Source organism: Paenibacillus andongensis, from assembly GCF_025369935.1.
Classification (GTDB): domain Bacteria; phylum Bacillota; class Bacilli; order Paenibacillales; family NBRC-103111; genus Paenibacillus_E; species Paenibacillus_E andongensis.
Genome location: NZ_CP104467.1, coordinates 3,856,661 through 3,875,653, shown reverse-complemented (window position 1 = coordinate 3,875,653; position 18,993 = coordinate 3,856,661). Strand labels below are relative to the sequence as shown.

At 39.7% G+C, this 18,993-nt stretch carries 19 protein-coding genes and 2 pseudogenes; 18 read left to right on the top strand and 3 right to left on the bottom strand.

The window, feature by feature from the left end:
* The first annotated feature begins 76 nt into the window (after positions 1–76).
* The 4 genes from NYR53_RS17300 to NYR53_RS17285 all read left to right on the top strand — a co-directional run bounded on the left by NYR53_RS17300 (position 77) and on the right by NYR53_RS17285 (position 4,486).
* Positions 77–784 (top strand): N-acetylmuramoyl-L-alanine amidase family protein, encoded by a 708-nt coding sequence (locus NYR53_RS17300; RefSeq protein WP_261300508.1) that lies wholly within the window; start codon positions 77–79, stop codon positions 782–784.
* A 259-nt stretch (positions 785–1,043) separates the two neighbouring features.
* Positions 1,044–2,606, top strand: a complete 1,563-nt coding sequence (locus tag NYR53_RS17295) for an FMN-binding glutamate synthase family protein (protein WP_261300507.1) — start codon at positions 1,044–1,046, stop codon at positions 2,604–2,606.
* Between the two features lie 784 nt (positions 2,607–3,390).
* Positions 3,391–3,888 carry a pentapeptide repeat-containing protein gene (locus tag NYR53_RS17290; protein WP_261300506.1) on the top strand — a complete coding sequence of 166 codons (498 nt, stop codon included), beginning with the start codon at positions 3,391–3,393 and terminating at the stop codon, positions 3,886–3,888.
* A gap of 223 nt (positions 3,889–4,111) precedes the next feature.
* Positions 4,112–4,486 carry a VOC family protein gene (locus tag NYR53_RS17285; RefSeq protein ID WP_261300505.1) on the top strand — a complete coding sequence of 125 codons (375 nt, stop codon included), beginning with the start codon at positions 4,112–4,114 and terminating at the stop codon, positions 4,484–4,486.
* A gap of 86 nt (positions 4,487–4,572) precedes the next feature.
* Here NYR53_RS17285 and NYR53_RS17280 read toward each other — a convergent pair whose 3' ends face one another.
* Positions 4,573–4,716, bottom strand: a complete 144-nt coding sequence (locus NYR53_RS17280; protein ID WP_261300504.1) for a hypothetical protein — start codon at positions 4,714–4,716, stop codon at positions 4,573–4,575.
* 174 nt (positions 4,717–4,890) lie between these two features.
* Positions 4,891–6,156, bottom strand: coding sequence for an IS110 family RNA-guided transposase (locus NYR53_RS17275; protein ID WP_261300503.1), 1,266 nt, complete (start codon positions 6,154–6,156; stop codon positions 4,891–4,893).
* Positions 6,157–6,418: 262 nt separating this feature from the next.
* On the opposite strand from NYR53_RS17275, the gene NYR53_RS17270 reads away from it, so the two are divergent.
* The 7 genes from NYR53_RS17270 to NYR53_RS17245 all read left to right on the top strand — a co-directional run bounded on the left by NYR53_RS17270 (position 6,419) and on the right by NYR53_RS17245 (position 13,159).
* The gene (locus NYR53_RS17270; protein WP_261300502.1) at positions 6,419–6,925 is read left to right on the top strand and encodes a hypothetical protein; all 507 of its coding nucleotides are present in this window, start codon (positions 6,419–6,421) and stop codon (positions 6,923–6,925) included.
* A 94-nt stretch (positions 6,926–7,019) separates the two neighbouring features.
* Positions 7,020–7,799, top strand: a complete 780-nt coding sequence (locus NYR53_RS17265; RefSeq protein ID WP_261300501.1) for a stalk domain-containing protein — start codon at positions 7,020–7,022, stop codon at positions 7,797–7,799.
* A gap of 304 nt (positions 7,800–8,103) precedes the next feature.
* The gene (locus NYR53_RS17260) at positions 8,104–8,586 is read left to right on the top strand and encodes an AAA family ATPase (protein WP_261300500.1); all 483 of its coding nucleotides are present in this window, start codon (positions 8,104–8,106) and stop codon (positions 8,584–8,586) included.
* Between the two features lie 590 nt (positions 8,587–9,176).
* A complete protein-coding gene (locus NYR53_RS17255; RefSeq protein ID WP_261300499.1) occupies positions 9,177–10,352 on the top strand; it encodes an ankyrin repeat domain-containing protein in 1,176 nt (391 codons plus the stop codon).
* Positions 10,353–10,859: 507 nt separating this feature from the next.
* On the top strand, positions 10,860–11,126 hold the full coding sequence (locus NYR53_RS34475) for a hypothetical protein (RefSeq protein ID WP_367618538.1): 267 nt from the start codon (positions 10,860–10,862) through the stop codon (positions 11,124–11,126).
* A 215-nt stretch (positions 11,127–11,341) separates the two neighbouring features.
* Positions 11,342–12,199 carry a hypothetical protein gene (locus NYR53_RS17250; protein WP_261300498.1) on the top strand — a complete coding sequence of 286 codons (858 nt, stop codon included), beginning with the start codon at positions 11,342–11,344 and terminating at the stop codon, positions 12,197–12,199.
* A 249-nt stretch (positions 12,200–12,448) separates the two neighbouring features.
* Entirely contained in the window at positions 12,449–13,159 is a 711-nt protein-coding gene (locus tag NYR53_RS17245; RefSeq protein WP_261300497.1) for an RDD family protein, read from the top strand.
* Positions 13,160–13,456: 297 nt separating this feature from the next.
* Here the strand turns inward: NYR53_RS17245 and NYR53_RS17240 are convergent, their stop codons facing one another.
* On the bottom strand, positions 13,457–14,227 hold the full coding sequence (locus NYR53_RS17240; RefSeq protein WP_261300496.1) for an SDR family NAD(P)-dependent oxidoreductase: 771 nt from the start codon (positions 14,225–14,227) through the stop codon (positions 13,457–13,459).
* 146 nt (positions 14,228–14,373) lie between these two features.
* Here NYR53_RS17240 and NYR53_RS17235 point away from each other — a divergent pair, with 146 nt between their 5' ends.
* The 7 genes and pseudogenes from NYR53_RS17235 (at position 14,374) to NYR53_RS17205 (ending at position 18,818) form a co-directional block, all read left to right on the top strand.
* Complete coding sequence (locus tag NYR53_RS17235; protein ID WP_261300495.1) at positions 14,374–14,721, top strand: winged helix-turn-helix transcriptional regulator; 348 nt, start codon at positions 14,374–14,376, stop codon at positions 14,719–14,721.
* A gap of 395 nt (positions 14,722–15,116) precedes the next feature.
* A pseudogene (locus NYR53_RS34470) lies at positions 15,117–15,314 on the top strand (MerR family transcriptional regulator); the annotation flags it as partial.
* A gap of 156 nt (positions 15,315–15,470) precedes the next feature.
* Positions 15,471–15,815 (top strand): annotated as a pseudogene (locus NYR53_RS34465) (response regulator); the annotation flags it as partial.
* Between the two features lie 340 nt (positions 15,816–16,155).
* Positions 16,156–16,485, top strand: coding sequence for a low molecular weight protein tyrosine phosphatase family protein (locus NYR53_RS17220; protein WP_261306412.1), 330 nt, complete (start codon positions 16,156–16,158; stop codon positions 16,483–16,485).
* Between the two features lie 107 nt (positions 16,486–16,592).
* Positions 16,593–16,949, top strand: coding sequence for a hypothetical protein (locus NYR53_RS17215; RefSeq protein ID WP_261300494.1), 357 nt, complete (start codon positions 16,593–16,595; stop codon positions 16,947–16,949).
* Positions 16,950–17,185: 236 nt separating this feature from the next.
* Positions 17,186–17,704, top strand: a complete 519-nt coding sequence (locus NYR53_RS17210) for a DinB family protein (protein WP_261300493.1) — start codon at positions 17,186–17,188, stop codon at positions 17,702–17,704.
* Positions 17,705–17,969: 265 nt separating this feature from the next.
* Positions 17,970–18,818 (top strand): AraC family transcriptional regulator, encoded by an 849-nt coding sequence (locus tag NYR53_RS17205; RefSeq protein WP_261300492.1) that lies wholly within the window; start codon positions 17,970–17,972, stop codon positions 18,816–18,818.
* Positions 18,819–18,993: the final 175 nt, after the last annotated feature.

Genomic DNA, 18,993 nt, shown 5'->3' with positions numbered 1-18,993 from the left:
TTCATCTGCCTCTATTAAAATAACTCTATGAAATGATCATTTCAGCCAGATAGAGTTTGCTTAGAGAGGAGATCCAATGATGAAAAAAAGTATGATCCTTGCCTTATCCGCTATCCTATTATTTGTTTCTGCTACATTTGTATTTAAAATACAGGCGAATAGCCTATCTAAGAATGAAACTATGAATTCTATAAAAAGCGAATCTATCAATAAAGAAAGCCGCATTTTAGAAGGGAAAACAATTGTCATTGATGCTGGGCATGGTGGAAAAGATGTGGGTGCAACGGGTCAGACCGGCACTTATGAGAAAGATATTACGCTTCAAACAGCCCTTAATATTGAGCGAGAGTTAGTAGCGAAAACGGGAGTAAACGTCGTTTTGACACGTGATAAAGATGAATTCCTAACTTTAGATGAGCGTGTTGATATTGCGAAAAATGATTCAGCTGACCTATTTATTAGTATTCACTTTGATTCGTTTACAAGCGATGATGTAGCAGGCATAACAACTTACTACAACAAATGGGAAGATCACGAACTAGCAAATATTTTGCACAAGCAGTTATTCAAGCTGAATATGGATACGAAGGACCGTGGGGTAGAAAAGGGAGACTTCCATGTATTGCGAGAGAATGCAAGTCCATCCTTATTACTTGAACTGGGTTATATTTCAAATAAAGAAGATGAACAGCGTATCCAATCTCAAGCGTTTCAAACAAATGTAGCAAATGCGGTTACCGATGGCATTATTGCTGTATTAAATAAACAAATTTCAGTTGCTTAACTTTGGGTGATTATTCTCTATTCCAGAATCAATGATAAATAATAAATTCGATTCAAAGATATCGAAACATTGTCCGAATGAAGTACGCGTAAAGGCAACAGCGTTGAACTAAGAATTTATTTCTCATTTCTTAGTTCGCCGCTGTTTTATTTTTAATCCAAGGTAAATCTAAGATCACGTTTACAATTGAATGCTTATTGGGGAATTGAGGAAATATAAATAGGATTCGATTTACAATTTGGAAGGGGTTAAATCATGTATGTTTAATATCCTACTTATTATTTTGCTGGTTATTCTAGTGTTACCTCCAATCATTTTTTTCGGTTACATGTATGCATTATCTAAGAACCCAAAGCATTCCATCATTCGTTCGCATCCGTTTCTCGGCTGGATAAGATATTTACTAGAAAAGTTGGGGCCTGAATTTCGTCAATACTGGTTTGACAATGATACAGAAGGGAAACCTTTCTCGCGTGCTGATTATGTCGGACTCGTTTATGCCGCGAAATATCGAACTGATCTTATTTCCTTTGGAGGAAGAAGAGACTATGAGAAGCCAGGATTCTATTTGTCGAACGCCATGTTCCCCAAATTAACCAGTGAGCTAAGAGTTGATAATGAAGTGCTCTTACCTGGAAGGAAATATGTTATTACTGACGAAGGGCTTTTCACAAGGAAAGAGAAGATCGTGGATGAACAAATTAAGCCTTGGCTACTACATGATAACGATACAATCGTTGTCGGACAAAACCGCTTGTATCCATGGAAGCTAAAAGGTATGTTCGGCGCCTCGGCCACTTCGTACGGAGCTGTAGGGGAGAATTATATACTGTCTACTGGAAGCGGAGCATTCATGGCAGGCGGTTCATGGATCAATACTGGAGAAGGTGGTGTAGCGGATGTGCATCTGGCTACCGGCGTTGATGTTATTTCCCAGATCGGCCCCGGCATGTTCGGTTTCCGCGATAGTACGGGTCTCTTCTCTATAGATGCATATAAACAAAAAGCTAACACCCCTAATATCAAGGCATTCGAGCTAAAATTTCATCAAGGAGCTAAAATTCGCGGGGGGCATTTGGAGGGCTCTAAGGTTACGGAGAGAGTTGCAAGAGCTCGTTTAGTACCCGTGGGGAAAACCGTTAACTCACCAAACCGGTTCGAGTTCCTAACTAATCCCGAAGATGCATTACGCTTCATAGATAGGTTACAAAGAGAAGGAGGCAAGCCGGTAGGTGTTAAAATTGTTGTAGGCGATCCAAAGCGAATCGAACCTTTTTTTCAGGCAATGGTGGACTTGGATATGTATCCTGATTTCATTACTGTTGACGGTTCTGAGGGAGGTTCTGGAGCAACCTTCAAAGCGATGGCGGACGGTATGGGGCTGCCACTCTTTACAGCACTGCTGATTTTAGATGATACGGCTAGAAGATTCGGCGTGCGCAATCGTTTTAAAATATTCGCTTCCGGAAAGCTCGTTACTCCTGATAAAGTAGCAATCGCGTTGGCATTAGGGGCGGATTGTGTGAACTCTGCACGCGGTTTTATGATGGCTAATGGCTGTATTATGGCTATGCAGTGCCATACTGGCAAGTGCCCGACTGGCATTACGACTACGGATTTTAAATACCAAAAGGCGCTAGCTCCTGAAGAGAAACAATGGCGGGTGATGAACTATATTCTTCAGTTGAGGGAAGGCTTATTTTCTTTGGCAGCAGCATGCGGCTTGGAAACTCCTCGAGAATTTAGACGAGAACATGTGGTGTTTACTAACGAAAAGGGTCAAAGCATAAAAATCATAGACCTGTTTCCTTATCCAAAATGAATTTAATCTAGGAACTTCACCTCTACCCAAAAGAATATATAACATGATATATTGCGTTAGGTACCGGTGTTAGTCAGCCGAACTTTTAAGCGGTTGCCTTTTATAAATTTATTTTTCAGAAATGAAAAAAAGAAGCTTGAGAAATTAGGAAATTACGTCACAGTAAAAAATGCGGAAATTCCCCTGTATTGTAGTCTTGTGACAAAAAAACAACCTACATAGTAGGATTTTGAAACTTGGCAGATCCACGGACAGGATTAGAGACTTTATTACGAGCGCTGCTGAATTAGTGTTCAAGGAATTTAGCAAACCTTTTAAGACTAATGAGACGGGGACTTATATAGTTTTTAAGGTGGAATGATATTAACGAGATCGCACATTTTATTACGCAAACGAGTTACTTATACAAACTACAAATTGAGGCTACCGCTGTGAAAACGAGTGGTAGCCTCATTAAGCTATTGGGTGGATAATGGGATGGCATTGTGGAAAAAGTGACAGTGATATAGTTAAATATTAACATTTCGTTAGGAGTGATATTTTGGGTACAACAAGATCTTTATCTCATTCCCGACGGAAGGCAGGGAGGAGTATTTTCAAACTGATTAAGCTAACGGGCAGATTTGCGTGGTCGTAGCTGTATTCATATTCTTTTGATAACCTATTAGTAGCAGCCCAGAGCTATGAGGATAAATGGGGAATTATAATTGGAAAAGTACAAAATAAGTTATTTACATAAAAAGGAAAACGGAGATTTAATGCGAATATTAAATCCTATTCAATCATGACGATTCTAAAAATTCATAATGAAAGGATGTTTGCAGTGCCACTTACAGAAAAGAAAGTATTGGATTCAAATAATGGACTGGAATTGCAGGATTTAAGAAACGAAGAGATAAATAAGGTTTGTTTTAAAGGGGCGACTTTTAAATATAATGATTTGAGGGATACTTCAATTGCCCATTCGAATTTTGTGAATTCTAAATGGAATCATATCTATTTTTCGAATGTAACTATTGATATGATTCAAATGGGAGGAACTATATTTGAGAAAATTGTTCGTCCATCAGCGGAGAAAAGTCATTTACTCGAAGAGCCTGGAACTGACAATTGGGTAAACGTGGAGCCAGTAATCTTTAAAAACAGTGATTTGAGTACAGCTATATTTGATTCATGTAATCTTACAAACGTGGAACTTAAGAATTGTAATATTAATGGGTTAAGTATTGATGGAGTATTGATTAAAGATTTATTAGAACAATATAATAAGAATTTGAACTAATTTAATGGATACTTCACTTAGAGACTATTCAACTAACGGAGAAAATAGATAGTTCATTAACAACAAGAAAAGGCAACCGACCGTAGTGAATCGGTTGCCTTTTCTCAACTAACGGGCAGTATAGCGGAATTAATCACATCATTCAAATTACATAAAAAGGTAATTTTAGTTATTCGTCGAATATATCTTTACGATTTATGTAAAAACAATTGGAGGTATTGCTATGGAAGAAATGAAATTAAAAGGACCCACCATGGTATTACTTGTCAGTAATTTAGAAGATTCAATCGAATATTATAAGAAACTTGGATTCAAGTATGAACTAATTGGTGGACCTGATATACAACATGTCCATATGAGTAGAGACACGGTTACTTTCATTTTACATCCTGCGAAGAATAAAAGTGATGTTAAGCCCTTTTCCTCGGTTGAGGGTGGATTATATTTTGACGCTTTTTGTTATACAGATGTAAGACGAATTCTTGAGGAGTTTAAAACAAAAGGAATAGAGATTGTTAAAGGACCTGATTTAAATGACTTTTTTAGTGAGTTTACGATTAAAGATCCAGATGGATATAGAATTTCATTCGGTGGATAGACTCTGGCAATCAATACCTTCGTTACGCTCCCTCGGTATGATTTGATTTCCTCACGCAAGCTCGTCTATTCGCAGGATTTCATCCTTTAGATATCAATGATGAATGAAAGATAGCGAGACATATTAGGATGTGTCGTTAAAAAGGCATGCGGGAACAGAGGTGGAGTTGAATCACCCAATTCATTCCAAATGCTGCACGTATTCTCCACGATGCCCTTAGCGATTTTCACTCCCATGTCTCAACGGGTCAAGCGCCCTATCATTCCTTCGTTACATCTATCTAAGGGGTGGAGGTCGGTCTTTCTAACGGAACAGGTCAGAGCCTTTTTGCGTAATGTATCCCGATACTCCGTGCTTTCTTTGTCTCCTGCGAATACGCCAACTTGCGTGAGATAAGGTTTATTTTAAGCTGCTAATACAAAGATTTTATCGCGGTTGTAAGCTTCATCACTACGAGCCATTCCTACTAAGAGTCGAGCTAGCTTTCCACATAGCTTCATGATAGACTTCATCTTTTTAAGCTTTTTCACCTGAACATTGTAGTGGTGTATGGCTTTAAATTCTTGGTTACTCATGACCATGCACATCGTAATTAAATAAAGAAAGTGACGCAGACGTGGACGACCTCGTTTGCTGAGCTTCAGTTGTCCCTTCCATTTCCCAGAGCTTGCTTCGGTTATATTAAGTCCTGCGTGACGGAGTAGAGCGTTCCCGTGCGCATAACCTCTAAGATCCCCAGACTCTCCTAAAACACCAGCTAGAGCAATTGGACTTATTCCAGTAATGGCAAGCATTTTTCCTGAATAGGGGATACGTTCAACAACGTCTTTGGCTTCTTTTTCTATCCTCTGCAGTTGTTTAGTGGCTAAGTCATGCTCCTCAAGGAGCTGCTCTAGATGGAGTTTGTAAGCATGTGTTGCCTGCTTAGATCCAATAGTTTTCTTGGCAAGATCGATGAGTAGATGAGCTCTACGCACACCAGAATGCCGCTTCATTGATTTCTGCCATCCTTTAATTACATCGTCAGGACTTAGTTTACATAGCTCAGCCGGGAGCGGAAAAAGCCGAAGGGTTAACAATGCACCCTTGCAAGTTAAGATTTTAAAGACTTGTCTCAGTTCAGGGAAGACAATGTCGACCCAGCGGTGGATCTGGTTAACGGCACTTACGAGTCGTTTAACGACCGTTTCTCGGTTAGCCATAAGCACTCGCAGCTCCGCGTATTCGGAAGAATGGAAGCGGACAGGGGAGTAGTAGCCGTTTTTCACCATGTCGGCAATAACTAAAGCATCTTTTTTGTCGCTTTTATAGCGTGTATTGTCGCGGTTTTCTTTATTCTTTTTAACTAGGTGAGGATTAACAAGTACGGCTTCAATGGCTTTGTTTTTGAGCCACCCGGCAAGGCTTAGCCAGTAATGGCCAGTGGGTTCCATACCAACGATAACTTGAGATAATTTAAATGAAGCTAACAAGTCGCGAATCCAACGGTCGAGGGACTTGAATCCATCCTCGTCATTACTAAACACTAAAGGATTACCGAGAGCGACACCTCGAAAGTTAACCGCTCTGGCAACATGGGCCTCCTGAGCAATGTCTACACCAACAACAATATGATTAAAGGTAATGTTTTCAATGAGTTGATTTTGCTTATCTTGTGATTTAAACTTCATAGTAGAGCGTCCTCCTGGATGATGGAATTAAAGGGCTTTTGACCCGTAGCGTACTTCCATCGTACAGAGGCGCTCCTTTTTTTACAAAGCTGAAATTTATCCATCTACAGGAATCTAACGGTGAACTATAGCTCAATTACAAACAACACAGGCTGCCGCGAAATTGAACGGCAGTCTTGTTGCGAACGGGCAGGATAGTGCAACAATAATTTCCAAATTGCGTCTATATTTTCGACTGCACAAACTGGAGTGAGGTGATAGTTTGAATAAAAAAAACTTAGCTGGTATTTTATTTATTTGTATTATATTCAGTTTGAGTGTACTACGCCCTAATACGGCGTATGCATGTAGTTGCGGCGATCCAGGCATCGAAAAAAGATTTGAACTATCTAGTGTCGTATTCACAGGTTCGTTAATAAGCAAAGATAAAGATGGCGGGAACATTTTTAGTGCGGATAAGGTTTGGAAGGGCAATCTCACAGATGGATATGTGTATAGTGGGTTCAATGGTATGTGTGGGACAGAATTTGAAGTAGGAAATAAGTATCTAGTTTATACAGAAAATCTTAAAGGTAAGGAATCCACCAGTATTTGTAGCGGCAATAAACTGATTACTGAGGCAAGCAAAGATATTCACGCTCTCAACCAATTAACAGAACCCGTGTGGAAAAATAAATCATTACTGATAATTGTTTTTGTTTTCTCAATAGCAATCTTAATAAAATGGAGAGTTAAATTGAGGTTCAAAAATAAACGTCCCTTACTCTAACGGAGAACAAGAGTTCAATCATTCAATTTATTGCATTTAAATCCGATATATAGCAAGACATATACATTTCAAATAGACAAATGGAGGAAGTCACGTGCGTAAAGAACTCAAAGGAATGGTAATCGGATTTGTTTTAACCTCACTCTTAGTTGGCGGCTCGGCTCTAGCTGCTGGCTACAAAAGTACAATTGAAGTTTTATTCAACAACGTCAATCTAACGGTGAACGGTAAAAAAGTAGCAAGTGACAATATTCTATACAACGGTACAACCTATATCCCTTTACGTGATGTGGCCGATCTATTAGGAAAAAAAGTTGGATGGGACCAGGCATCGAGTACTGCAAGCATCAACGATCCTGGATTTGTACCAGCGGATAATGGTGACGCCTCGGTGGCTTGGAAAGACGGGGAGGAAGACGCAAACTTATCAGTACAGTTTAAAGACAGAAGCGCAACCGTTGTTATTGGGCGTGATCATCCAAATGGTACAAAAATGAATGTAATCTTTAATGAAGATAAGTTTGGCTGGCCATTGGAATTGGATAAAGGCAGCAGTGCCGACATATTTAAACCTTATGGCGATTTAAACGATGGTTTTAGTATCCACGCAACGCTTCATGATTTCGATGGGGATGGTAACCCAGAGATCGTACTTACCGCAGGCAATGGACTGGTGACCGGCCATGTGTGGGTATTCTCATATACGTCGGTTTCCGACGTATCGAAAATCAATCCATTAAAACTCGAGCTTTCCGAAATGATTCAACAAAAGGTGGAGTTGGATAAGAATAAACTTATCATTCCTTATGGCAGCGTAGGGCTCTTTAATGAGTATGACTATACTAACGGTCATTTCGCTAAGAGTGTTCAATAGTAATATTTAAGATAATAGAGCATTTTGCATAATTGCGTTTTTAATTGATATCTATGCTTGTCTCAGGAGCGGTTGGAGTGGTAATAATATTCGACGGCAAAAGAAAAAATGAGACGTCAGGAAAAGGAGCTGCCACGGCAGCTCCTTTTCCATTGCACCTTCACAAAATAAGCGATTTTATACATATGTCCTACTGGGCGTTGAACTAACAGGCAGTTATCTATGGCTTAACTTACATTAAAAGGAATCCCTGCATATATGACGAAGAAATATGTATCACCGATATTAGGGAGCCAAAATAGGAATGAAAAAAATCCTCATTATTGGAATTGTAACTAGTGGTAAGACGACATTGGCAAAACGCTTATCAAAGAAAATTAATGTACCTTGGTATGAACTCGATTCCATTGTTCATCATCAAACGTCAACGGGGCGGTATAAGCGTACAGCAGAAGAGCAAATTGATGTATTAATGGAAATTGATAAAAACGGAACGTGGATATTTGAAGGAACTGATAGAGAATCCTATCAATGTTTATATCAAATGGCAGATACAATCATATTTCTTGATACTCCATTGTGGAAGCGTAGAATAAGAATTCTAACTCGATTCCTTAAGCAAAAACTCGGAATTGAAAAGTGTCATTATAAACTAGATTTTTTGATGTTAAAGATGATGTATAAATGGACACGGGATTTTGAACAAAATAGAAGCAGTTTTGAAACCAAGTTAAAACTATACAATGATAAGCTGATCAGATTAAGTAATGACCTGAACTTTCCCTAATCTGACAAAGATTACGCTAACAGAAAACGATAGTAGCATGACGAGCAGGCTGCCGGCATCATCGGCAGCCTGCTCAACTATCGGGCAGCATTGTGGAATTAAAAATCGAAAATCTTTTGTTGAACTTGAATTTTCATCACCATAAAAGGAACTTTATGGAAATGAAAACGTCTAACTTTTAAAATGAAATTAAGGTGTTTCCAAAAGGTATTTTACTTAAGACAGCTTGCTTGGTTAGATTACTTAAGAATTCTAAGGAAGGATAAAGAGAACTAGCTTCTAATTCGGGTTTTTTTATATGGAGATATGATATTTCACCGTTGCCTGGTTTGGTTATCTATATTGTGGACTAAATATCGATATTAATGGGCTTAGAACAATGTCAAAAAGTACCCAGCTTCTTGTACATTGGTCAGATGACGGAAAAGTAAATAAAATTGAACTCTGGTATACAAGACAGACTAATTTATACCCATTATCCATTTCCTGATGGTTCTACTAGCGGAGCTATTTACGAATAGGAATAATTAAGGCAAAACGTATTAACTGAACTAATTCTTAGAATTTTTTTATAGGAGGAAGTGATCCATTTGAAAAAATTTATATCAGGCTTACTTGTGGGGGCAGTTGCTAGTTTTTCCAGCGTGGCGATTGCATCAGATACCATACAAGCATTGATCTTCCCTGCAAAAATTAATATTAATGGTGTCACCCATGAAGTGAGTGAAGAATATCGGATTCTAAATGTGGATGGTCACGCGTATGTCCCAATTCGTTATATAGCAGAGAATACTGGTACGATCGTAGGTTACGACCAAAAAAATCAAGTAATTTCGTTGGCCTATGGGCAAATCAATCTTCAAGATCCAAATGACAAATCGATTTCCATCGGGGATTTAGTTGTTGAAACCATTTCGATTAATTTAGAGGGATTACAAGGACATATAAAAGTTGATCGAGTAGCTACAAGCTATGTGAATTTAACAATTGAATTTTACGATAAAGATGGTAAGTTACTGGGTTCTACCGACCTCTCTGATGATTTTAATCCGGGTATTCAATCTTTTAAAACAACTCTCTCTGGATTTAATTCCACGGGGTATACAACAGTTAAAGTCCGAGTGAATGAAGTACGTGACGGTGTTAAGTCGCACCTTGATAATCTTATTGCTTCTGCTAAACAACAGGATGAAAAACAAATTCAGTCTACTCTTTCACAATTGCCATCTGAGAAACTTGATCTTCTTCTTATAGAATTTATGAAGCGTTTATACAACTATGATCAGAATGCTTGCTCCTATCTGTATCCATATATTTTAAATACAAAAGCAAATGTTAATGTGATCGATAAGGTAACAGGCTATACACCTCTCATGTATGCAAGTACTTATTTCCCAACTATGATAGACCCCTTGTTGAAAAAAAATGCTGATGTTAAAAAAGCTGCAAAAGGTGGTTCTACAGCATTAATCATTATTGCAGGAAGGAATAACCCTGATGTTGTAAAGAAGTTTCTTGATCTTGGAGCAGATCCAAATGCAAGAACTGATAACGGAGGTAGTGTTTTATACTCGGCAGTTTACCCATTATTTAGAAATTATACGGAGGAAACTGTCAAATCCGTTCAGTATCTGCTTGATGCGAATGCATCTATTAATGTTACAGGTCCAGAAGGCAAGTCACTTTTGGAAGGATTTAAAGATTTCATGGGTATATCCGAAGCAAAACAAATTTATGATCTGTTAGTAGCTAGGGGAGCAAAATAGAGTAAATGACGCAGCTGTTCGAAGAAAATAAAGTCTAGAATAAAAAAGTATTAGAAAGCAAAAAGAAAGTTGCAGCCCAATATAGCCTTAGACTGACAATGTGTCATTAAGCTAACGGAAACGATAGCTGAATAGTGATAGACGTTCAGAGGAGGTGCTTGTATTGTTAGAAATTGAGAAGGTTAAAGAGACTTAGCCAATTAGACGAGTCTGAAGCAAGAAGCCTGCTGCTGATCATATACGCAAGGCTCGATACTGCAATAAATGGAACTGGTGGGGATGAAGTCATTAAGGAAACTGTGATGGATATATTTGATATTTTAAAAAGTTTACCTAGCAAACCAATTACCAAAAGGTAATTGAGCTAGCGGAGAACGATAGTTAAATACCCGAGGAGCGGTCTAATGGCGGCACTTCCCTACGCAAACGGGGCAGTAATGCGTGCGTAATTGTTATATCACTGATATAATATGGTAAAATAAGGATATTGAAAACGAGGAGGTAACTATGAAAAAACCATTTTTTCGAGCTCTCGTTGTAGGACTAATTTTTGTATTTGTTTTTTATGCTTTTCAGATTATTCAAGGGATGTATCTTACAATGAACTATGTTCCAAATATTGTCGAGACATATGAGTCAGTTGATTATCTACAACATAATGTCACATTTGGATATATATCAAGCCCGATGTGGAGAACGATAGAAATCCTGGGATTGATGCTACTTGGAATAATTGTTTTTTATACTGGAAAGGTATTGAGAAGGAAGGTTTAATACCCTGAGGAGTCGGAATTATGCTAACAGAGAACTATAGTTGAGGGGCTTGATTCGCGGCCTCTTCTTTTGTGTATTAAAGTAACGGGAGGTTACTTTGGTAGGTGTCCAGACGTCATGAGGCATTGATCCTGATGGCAGGGCCTCGTTGAGGGGTCGAAATTTACATTAAATATAATTAACAGAATAGACTGGTTGAAGGAGAAGAGAGCATTATGGTACATTCCTACGAAATACCGCCATTGTTGGATGAGATCATGGCATGGGAGAAGGAGATCAAGCAGAAATTTCCTTACTTGGAGACGCCGACAGGCTATTTTCTGCAATTCGATCCGTGTGACAACGGCGGGTACAGAAGTTCTCCAGCTGATGCGATTATGTTCGCGCGTACAGGCATGGATGGCATTCATTTTTCCCTCCTGACAGATTTCGGTTCTGTGACTGATTTAAGTTTGGCGCCGATCATTCGCGTTGACCCTATGGATTTTGGTAATTGCACGAAAATAGTCGCCAACAATATAAGAGATTTTTTCTTACTTCATTTTTCTGATCATGAAGGGCTTTTGCTGAACAATTTTGAATCCGAGGAACAATACCTGTCCTATTTGAGAGACCAGGAGGATGAGGACGACGAGGAAGAGAACGAGTATTTCGACAGGAAGAAGTGGCGACGGCAGAAGATCGAGGTGCGTGACTTCGCTATGCAGTGCTTCGGCTTTCAGCCCCTCCCTGACGGATATGCCTACATACAAGAGGTACGGCGAGCACGCTGGAACGAACTGATCTTGCCCACATCTGATGGATTGGGGGTCACGGCACGGGGCATATCAGTTGATGGCCTGAATAGACCGGCTCCTCACCCATGGCATATGAAGGAAATCCCGGGCCGGAATGTCGAACATTTAAAGGCCTATATTGCTAGCGCGCAGCAAGCAGGGTTATTTGGCTTTATCCGTGACTGTCAGGTCCAAGGAGTGGATGATGACAAAGTTATCCGGGCGATCTGCGATCAACTTATTTTGCTCGGTTTGCCTCTAGAAGCCAAAAGGCTGGCTTACTGTATGGGCATATAATCGTGGTACCGTGGTTTACTTGGTTAGATGCACTTTTAATATTGAGCTAACGGATACTATAGTTGAATAAAACATCAATGGACGAAGCTGCCGGCACGATCGGCAGCTTCATTACGTTAACTGGCAGTATACTTCAATAAGATATACCTTTTGAAAAGTATATATTTACCTGTGGTTATGCAAGAAAAATAGTGTTTCACTATATGAGCAGTGCAAAATATTCACGGTAGAGAAACGAGGCCCATCTAATTGATTGAATGGTTCTATAAAAATGAAAAGGATATCTACGGTCCTTTTACTACGGAGGAAATGTCGGAACTAATAAGGGCAGGGCACATTAACAAACGTACGCTTGTAAGGAAACACAAGCTTGGGGAATGGTTAGTAGCCGAAATATATACGCAATTTGAATGGAATGAAGAAAAAGCGAAGGTTAGACCATGGCTCCGATTATGGGCTAGATATTTGGATTCTTTATTATTTGTCTCTTTATTTCAATCATTATTGGATAATCCTTCCGTCCCTTTTGTTTCTCCAGTTATAGATTGGATCGTGTACGAGCCATTTTTAATATCAGGGACAGGGGGGTACGTATTGACAATGATTCTTTTGCTGGTCTGGATACCTTTCGAATCTCTGTTTCTGTCGTTTGTGGGAACAACACCAGGCAAATTTGTATTTGGGGTAAGAGTAAGAAATCCAGATGGCACTAGACTTTCTTTTAGTCAAGCTTGCAAGAGGAGTTTTCTTGTCTGGTGGCGTGGTGAGGCCGCTGGGGTTCCAGCAATCTACTTAATTACGTATGCGTCTGCCTATCGAACATTGAAGCATAAACTGCGACAGATTACATGGGACCGTGATATGAATATTAACGTATCGCATCGGCCTACTTCCATTTGGATCGAAGATCTGTACTATGTTATAGTTGCTGGTCTAGTGTACTATTCCTTCTTTGGTTAATAACCTGAAAATGTGGATGCTAATATGAATCAGCAGTCTCGTTACGCTAAAGGGCAGTTTTCTTCAGTTGTTCTCAATTGTAGTTTAGGTGTTAGAGAACAAGAAGGTTTAGACGTTAGAGACTAGAAGTTGATTCAACGGGCATCACAATTTAGTTAGTGCTGTTTGTAAGAAAACACACAGTCCATCGACTACTTGTACAACAGCCACGGTGTATATTGATCTATGAACGACCAAACGGCAGCCGGGAATTAATCATTCGGCTGCCGTTTGGCTTCAATATATCGCTTCGTTCAGTCACGGACGTAATCCGCCGATAGTGTAACCGCCATCTACGAATATGCTCTGACCAGTAACAAAACGAGCGTCGTCAGAGAGAAGCCAGACCACGACATCCGCCACGTCTTCGGATTGGCCCACCCGCTGTAAGGGAGTTTGCTTGACGAAGGGACGCGCCGTAGTCTCGTCGCTTAGAACCTCCTGCGACATCGGGGTTGCAATCATTCCAGGACTGACATTGTTAACTCGAATGTTGCTAGGACCAACCTCCAACGCCACGGTTCTCATCATTGCATCGAGTGCTCCCTTGGATGCTGCGTAGCCTGAAGTACCCGGCATTGCCCCATGCGCTGTCCACGAAGAAGTGTTAACGATCGAGCCACGGATTCCACGGTCGAGCATTGCAGCGATCTCGTATTTTAGACAGGCGAACACACCACGCAGATTGACCGACATCAGAGTATCGAAATCTTCAAAGGATAGTTTGTGTACAGGTGAGAAAGCACCAAGAATGCCGGCGTTGTTCCAAGCCATATCCAGACTTCCAAACACATCCAGCGTCTTGTTTACAAGCGCTTCGACCTGACGAGGATCGGCAACGTCAGTTTGAACAGCGAGGGCCCTACCTCCCTGAGAGACAATTTCTTCATAAACTTCTTGAAGCTCTTTTGTTCGTCGACCCGCTATGACGACATTGGCGCCTTCCCTGCCGAGCCTTAGCGCTGCAGCACGGCCCATTCCGGTGCCGCCTCCAGTGACAATCGCTGTCTGGCCCTCAAATCTCTTCATGTCTTCCGCTATCCCCATTGCAATCATTCCCTTCACATATTGGATGCCGTCGGCTATTTCATTATATTTAAGTTAGTAATATACTTAAAGTACGCAAATTAATAATACCAAGTAACAAAAATAATACTATGCAGAGGGATAACGAGATGGCAAATGCTCCAGAAAAAAAGTGTCCAGTCGAAACGACGTTTGATGTTATTGGTGGAAAGTGGAAAGGGGTGATTCTTTATCACTTAATGAGCGGAACGAAGCGGTTCGGCGAGCTTCGCAGAATTTACCCTCAGGTCACGCATCATATTCTTACCTTGCAATTGCGGGAACTCGAACGTGAAGGGATCATAGAGCGCAAAACGTACGATCAGGTGCCGCCAAAGGTAGAATACTCGCTAACCGAATTTGGTAAAACCTTGAACCCAATTATTTTGCTGATGAAAGAATGGGGAGAGCTTTACAATGAACGAGCAAGCCGGCATCCTCATTCTTCGGACGATTGACCTCGGATTCCCGCCAAAAGGGAAAGCCCCTTCCGCTTGACTATCAGCGTAAGGGGGCTGGGGCTACTGTCCCAATGCAGCCACGAACAGTCACTTTCTCAATTTTCACCCTTATGACCATCAAGGTAACCAATCATAAAGGAGAGTTAGGTCATTGAGCTAACGGGAGAACTATACTTCAATATCAAAAGGGCAGCCGTCGTGGTAGCCCTTCACTACGCTAACGGGCAGTTTAGCATAGGATGGTACCATTTATTAAAGTCGCCATTCGGAAAATTTGATACGAAATGAAACCTTCTAAATCATAAAAAATATGAAACATTGCTTGACCTTGGAGTTACCCGAGGGTTTATCATAGTCATTGTCAGAGGTACATATCGGAAAGGAGGGGTTTGGTGTATACAATTGGCGAAATATCGAAAATCGTTAAAACATCAGTTGATGCACTAAGGTATTATGATGAAATTAGCTTACTAAAGCCCGTACACGTTGAAGAGAGTAACCGTTACAGGTACTATTCAAAAGAGCAAGTTAGCCAACTATTATTAATAATTGAACTTAAGCAATATGGTTTCAGTTTAGATGCCATCAGGGAACTACTACATAATGGAGCGTATTTGGATAGACAAAGGTTAAAACTAGCCTTAAATGCAAGGGGTCAACAACTTGAGATTGAAAAAAACGCTCTAGAGAAGACAATCGCTTCTGTTAATCGAAGAAAAAATGAGATAGAAAGGGATGAAAAGGGAATGAGTGCGAAGAAGATTTTGGTTGTTGATGATGTAGTTTTTATGCGACAAATTCTAGGTGAAATCTTAGAAAAGCATGGTTATTTCGTTGTTACGGCGGAGAACGGTCAACAAGCTGTTGACAAGTTTGCTGATGAACAACCAGACATTGTTATCATGGATATTAATATGCCTATAATGGACGGCATAACTGCAACAAAAAAAATAAAGGAGATCGACAAAGACGCAAAAATATTAGCTTTATCCGCTAGAGGCTTCTTGCCTGTAATTTTAGAGATTCTTGGACAAGGAGCGAGAGACTTTGTAGTAAAACCATTTCAAGAAGAAACCATTCTTGATGCCTTAATTAGGATATACGATGTAAATGTTACTTTTAACGAACAAACATTCCAAGCAATAAAAAAAGAATTCGGAGAAGACAACACAAATAATGAACCAATGTCACAAGAAATGATTTCAAAAGTGCTTCAACTTTGTACTTGGGAGTATGACGAACGCACTCGTGAAGAAATAAAAGAGATCATGCAATATCAGTCCTAAATAACAAACCCCTATTCTAACGAGTGGGGGTTTGTCATCCAAATTATTTTTGATTATTTGCTCAACTAACGGAGTATATTAACGCAAACGCTGATGCCAACCTACAGTTTAATTTTCAGTGGGATTTGATAAGGGGATGATAAACATAAAAGTTCTGTTTATATGCAGCAGAAACAAATGGCGAAGCCCAACGGCCGAAAAAATATTTCATAAATATAATGGTTATGATGTGAGGTCTGCTGGGACAGAGGATGGTGCTAGGATTAAGGTAACAAGCGGACACATTGGTTGGGCAGATCTCATATTTGTAATGGAAAAAAAGCATTTGAGCCGACTCAAAGATAAATTTGGATCAACACTTAATGAAAAGGCGATCTGGAACCTAGATATACCTGATGATTATGGTTATATGGATGAAGAACTAATTGAAATACTAAAAGCTAGAGTATCGGAATATATTGAAGTCCCAGAGTGATGATTCTCGGTAAAATGAAACGGATGTGCTGTCTCGTATGAAACTTTTTCTTATTGAAATAACGGGCAGCTTAGTGCAAACAACCTTACTTTAAATGCGGTATAATTTTGTCAGAGGTGACGGCGGTGAAGACGGATAAAGAAAAATTGATATCGGTTATTTATGACGATACTTCAAGAGACGACGAAATTGACGATGCTGTTATGGATTTATCCAAATTTGATGACGATGATGTGATACAAATTCTTATGAAAGTAGCAAATGACGCTTCATTCGATGACATGATAAGAGCCAGTGCAGGAGAATCTTTAGCAGATATTTGGATAAGAAGAAGTATCGTCGACTATTCGCAGTTAGGAAGTCTGACAGAGACTGCTTTGAAAGAAGCACTGGGACTGATTAAATCCAAACGAACTGATTGGTATACGACTTTTTCGGAACTTTTCCCGATGAAAGTAAAGTAAATTAAGAACCGAGATTCCGCTAACGCAGAACGATAGTTCAAATAATGGAGCAGATTGCCTCAGCCGGTAGCTGTTCCTTTTTTATTGAAGTAACGAGCAGGTTTGTTCATTAGCTTTAAAGGTATATATCGATTCGTTCGCGAATAGTTCAATATCTTTTGGTATATTTTGTGAGGTTCGAAAACATACGGTCGAATTTCGAAACATCGGGATTAATTATAGAAAGGAGTAGTTATATGAATTTTAATATGAAAGAAGCTATTGAGGTTCTGGAACGTACACCACAAGCATTGGAGTTTTTTTTATCTGGTATATCTGATACATGGTTGAAATGCAATGAAGGCGAAGGAACCTGGAATGTCTCTGAAGTAATTGAACACCTCATTGAGTTAGAGGAAGATACTTGGATACCAAGGTTAGAATATATTCTTCAGGAAGGTGAAAGTAAACCATTTCCCTCATTTGATCGCTACTCTCATTTAAATGAAATGTCATCGATTGAACAAAAGTTACTTGAATTTAAAACGCTTAGAACACAAAATTTAACCAAACTTAAGGTTCTTATTGAAACTGAATTGAATCTTGAATTGACAGGTTTACACCCTAGATTAGGTGTGGTGAAGTTAAGAGAATTACTTTCTACCTGGGTTGTTCATGATTTAGCGCACATTGCTCAAATCGTACGGGTAATGGCCGATAGATACAGGGCGGACATTGGGCCTTGGAAAGAATATATAGGTATATTGAAAAAGTAATGTTGACATGTGAACCATCATTTCCCAGGAAACAAGAAATTTAGTTATTCAACTAACGGATACGATAGCTTAATATAGACACCGCGGCAGCCAACACATGACGATCGGCTGCCGTTTCCACGCTATGGGGACAGTATAGCTAAAATGTTATTAGCAATAAGAGGAGAATTATAGTTATCATCGATATCCTGACATTTTCGTGCAGAAAATGCACGGTATTCACTTTTTATCTGCAATAAAATTTATCTTGAAGGGAGGAAAAACGATGGATTGGTTGGATAGGATGAAAAGCGCCATGGAATATATCGAAACAAACCTAGCGGACAATATCTCATATGATGAAATAGCGCAGAGAGCCTGTTGCTCTACTTATCATTTTCAACGAATGTTTCCTTTTATTACTGGGGTATCGTTATCTGAGTACATTCGACGTAGACGGTTGACATTGGCAGCATTTGAACTACAGACAACAGATGCAAAGGTTATTGATGTAGCTTTGAAATATGGATATGATTCGCCAGAAGCGTTTGCACGGGCGTTTAAGAATCTTCATGGGATAATGCCAATATCTGCGCGCGATAAAGGTGTTACTCTAAAAGCCTATCCTCGAATGTCCTTTCATATTTCAATAAAAGGAGATGTCGAAATGAATTACCGCATCGAACCAAAAGGGCCTTTTGAGATGTTTGGAGCATATGGTCTGGTCAATTCCGATCCCCAAAAAGTATATGCTGAAGTTGCTCAGTTCCGTCAACAATGTGATGTAGATGGAAGTGTTGAAGGGATGAATGGATTACTGGGACGCTTTAGTAACACCATCTTGCACGCTGCCTTATATGATCATACTGGAACATCTTTTAAATACATGGTGAGCTATTTCTTACCAAAAGGACTTGAAATTCCGGAGAGATTTACAAAGCTTTCTGTCCCGGCACTAACGTGGGCGATTTTCCCGGAACCGCAATGTGATTTAATAAAGTTATGGGGAAGGATTTATTCCGAATGGTTTCCGACATCGGAATACGAACAGGTTGAAGGCCCAAGCTTTGAAATGTATTTTGGAACTGCAGGGTATGTGTCTGGGGAGATTTGGATTCCGGTTAAGAAAAAATAACTTGTTACTCCATGCACTACGCATGTGTTTCTCATCGGGCACCTGTTGTACTATATTGCGCAAACGGAAACTATAGTTAAACACTGAGGGCTGCTGCGGAGCAGCTCTTTATTTACGAAAGGGCAGGATAAGGCTATAGAAAAACAAGGATATCATTAGTCCTGTATCGAAATTT

Excerpts from the sequence above, each read along its gene's own strand:
- NYR53_RS17300 (WP_261300508.1), top strand. The coding sequence starts at position 77 with ATGATGAAAAAAAGTATGATCCTTGCCTTATCCGCTATCCTATTATTT.
- NYR53_RS17295 (WP_261300507.1), top strand. The coding sequence starts at position 1,044 with ATGTTTAATATCCTACTTATTATTTTGCTGGTTATTCTAGTGTTACCT.
- NYR53_RS17290 (WP_261300506.1), top strand. The coding sequence starts at position 3,391 with ATGACGATTCTAAAAATTCATAATGAAAGGATGTTTGCAGTGCCACTT.
- NYR53_RS17285 (WP_261300505.1), top strand. The coding sequence starts at position 4,112 with ATGGAAGAAATGAAATTAAAAGGACCCACCATGGTATTACTTGTCAGT.
- NYR53_RS17275 (WP_261300503.1), bottom strand. The coding sequence starts at position 6,156 with ATGAAGTTTAAATCACAAGATAAGCAAAATCAACTCATTGAAAACATT.
- NYR53_RS17260 (WP_261300500.1), top strand. The coding sequence starts at position 8,104 with ATGAAAAAAATCCTCATTATTGGAATTGTAACTAGTGGTAAGACGACA.
- NYR53_RS34475 (WP_367618538.1), top strand. The coding sequence starts at position 10,860 with ATGAAAAAACCATTTTTTCGAGCTCTCGTTGTAGGACTAATTTTTGTA.
- NYR53_RS17250 (WP_261300498.1), top strand. The coding sequence starts at position 11,342 with ATGGTACATTCCTACGAAATACCGCCATTGTTGGATGAGATCATGGCA.
- NYR53_RS17240 (WP_261300496.1), bottom strand. The coding sequence starts at position 14,227 with ATGAAGAGATTTGAGGGCCAGACAGCGATTGTCACTGGAGGCGGCACC.
- NYR53_RS17235 (WP_261300495.1), top strand. The coding sequence starts at position 14,374 with ATGGCAAATGCTCCAGAAAAAAAGTGTCCAGTCGAAACGACGTTTGAT.
- NYR53_RS17210 (WP_261300493.1), top strand. The coding sequence starts at position 17,186 with ATGAATTTTAATATGAAAGAAGCTATTGAGGTTCTGGAACGTACACCA.
- NYR53_RS17205 (WP_261300492.1), top strand. The coding sequence starts at position 17,970 with ATGGATTGGTTGGATAGGATGAAAAGCGCCATGGAATATATCGAAACA.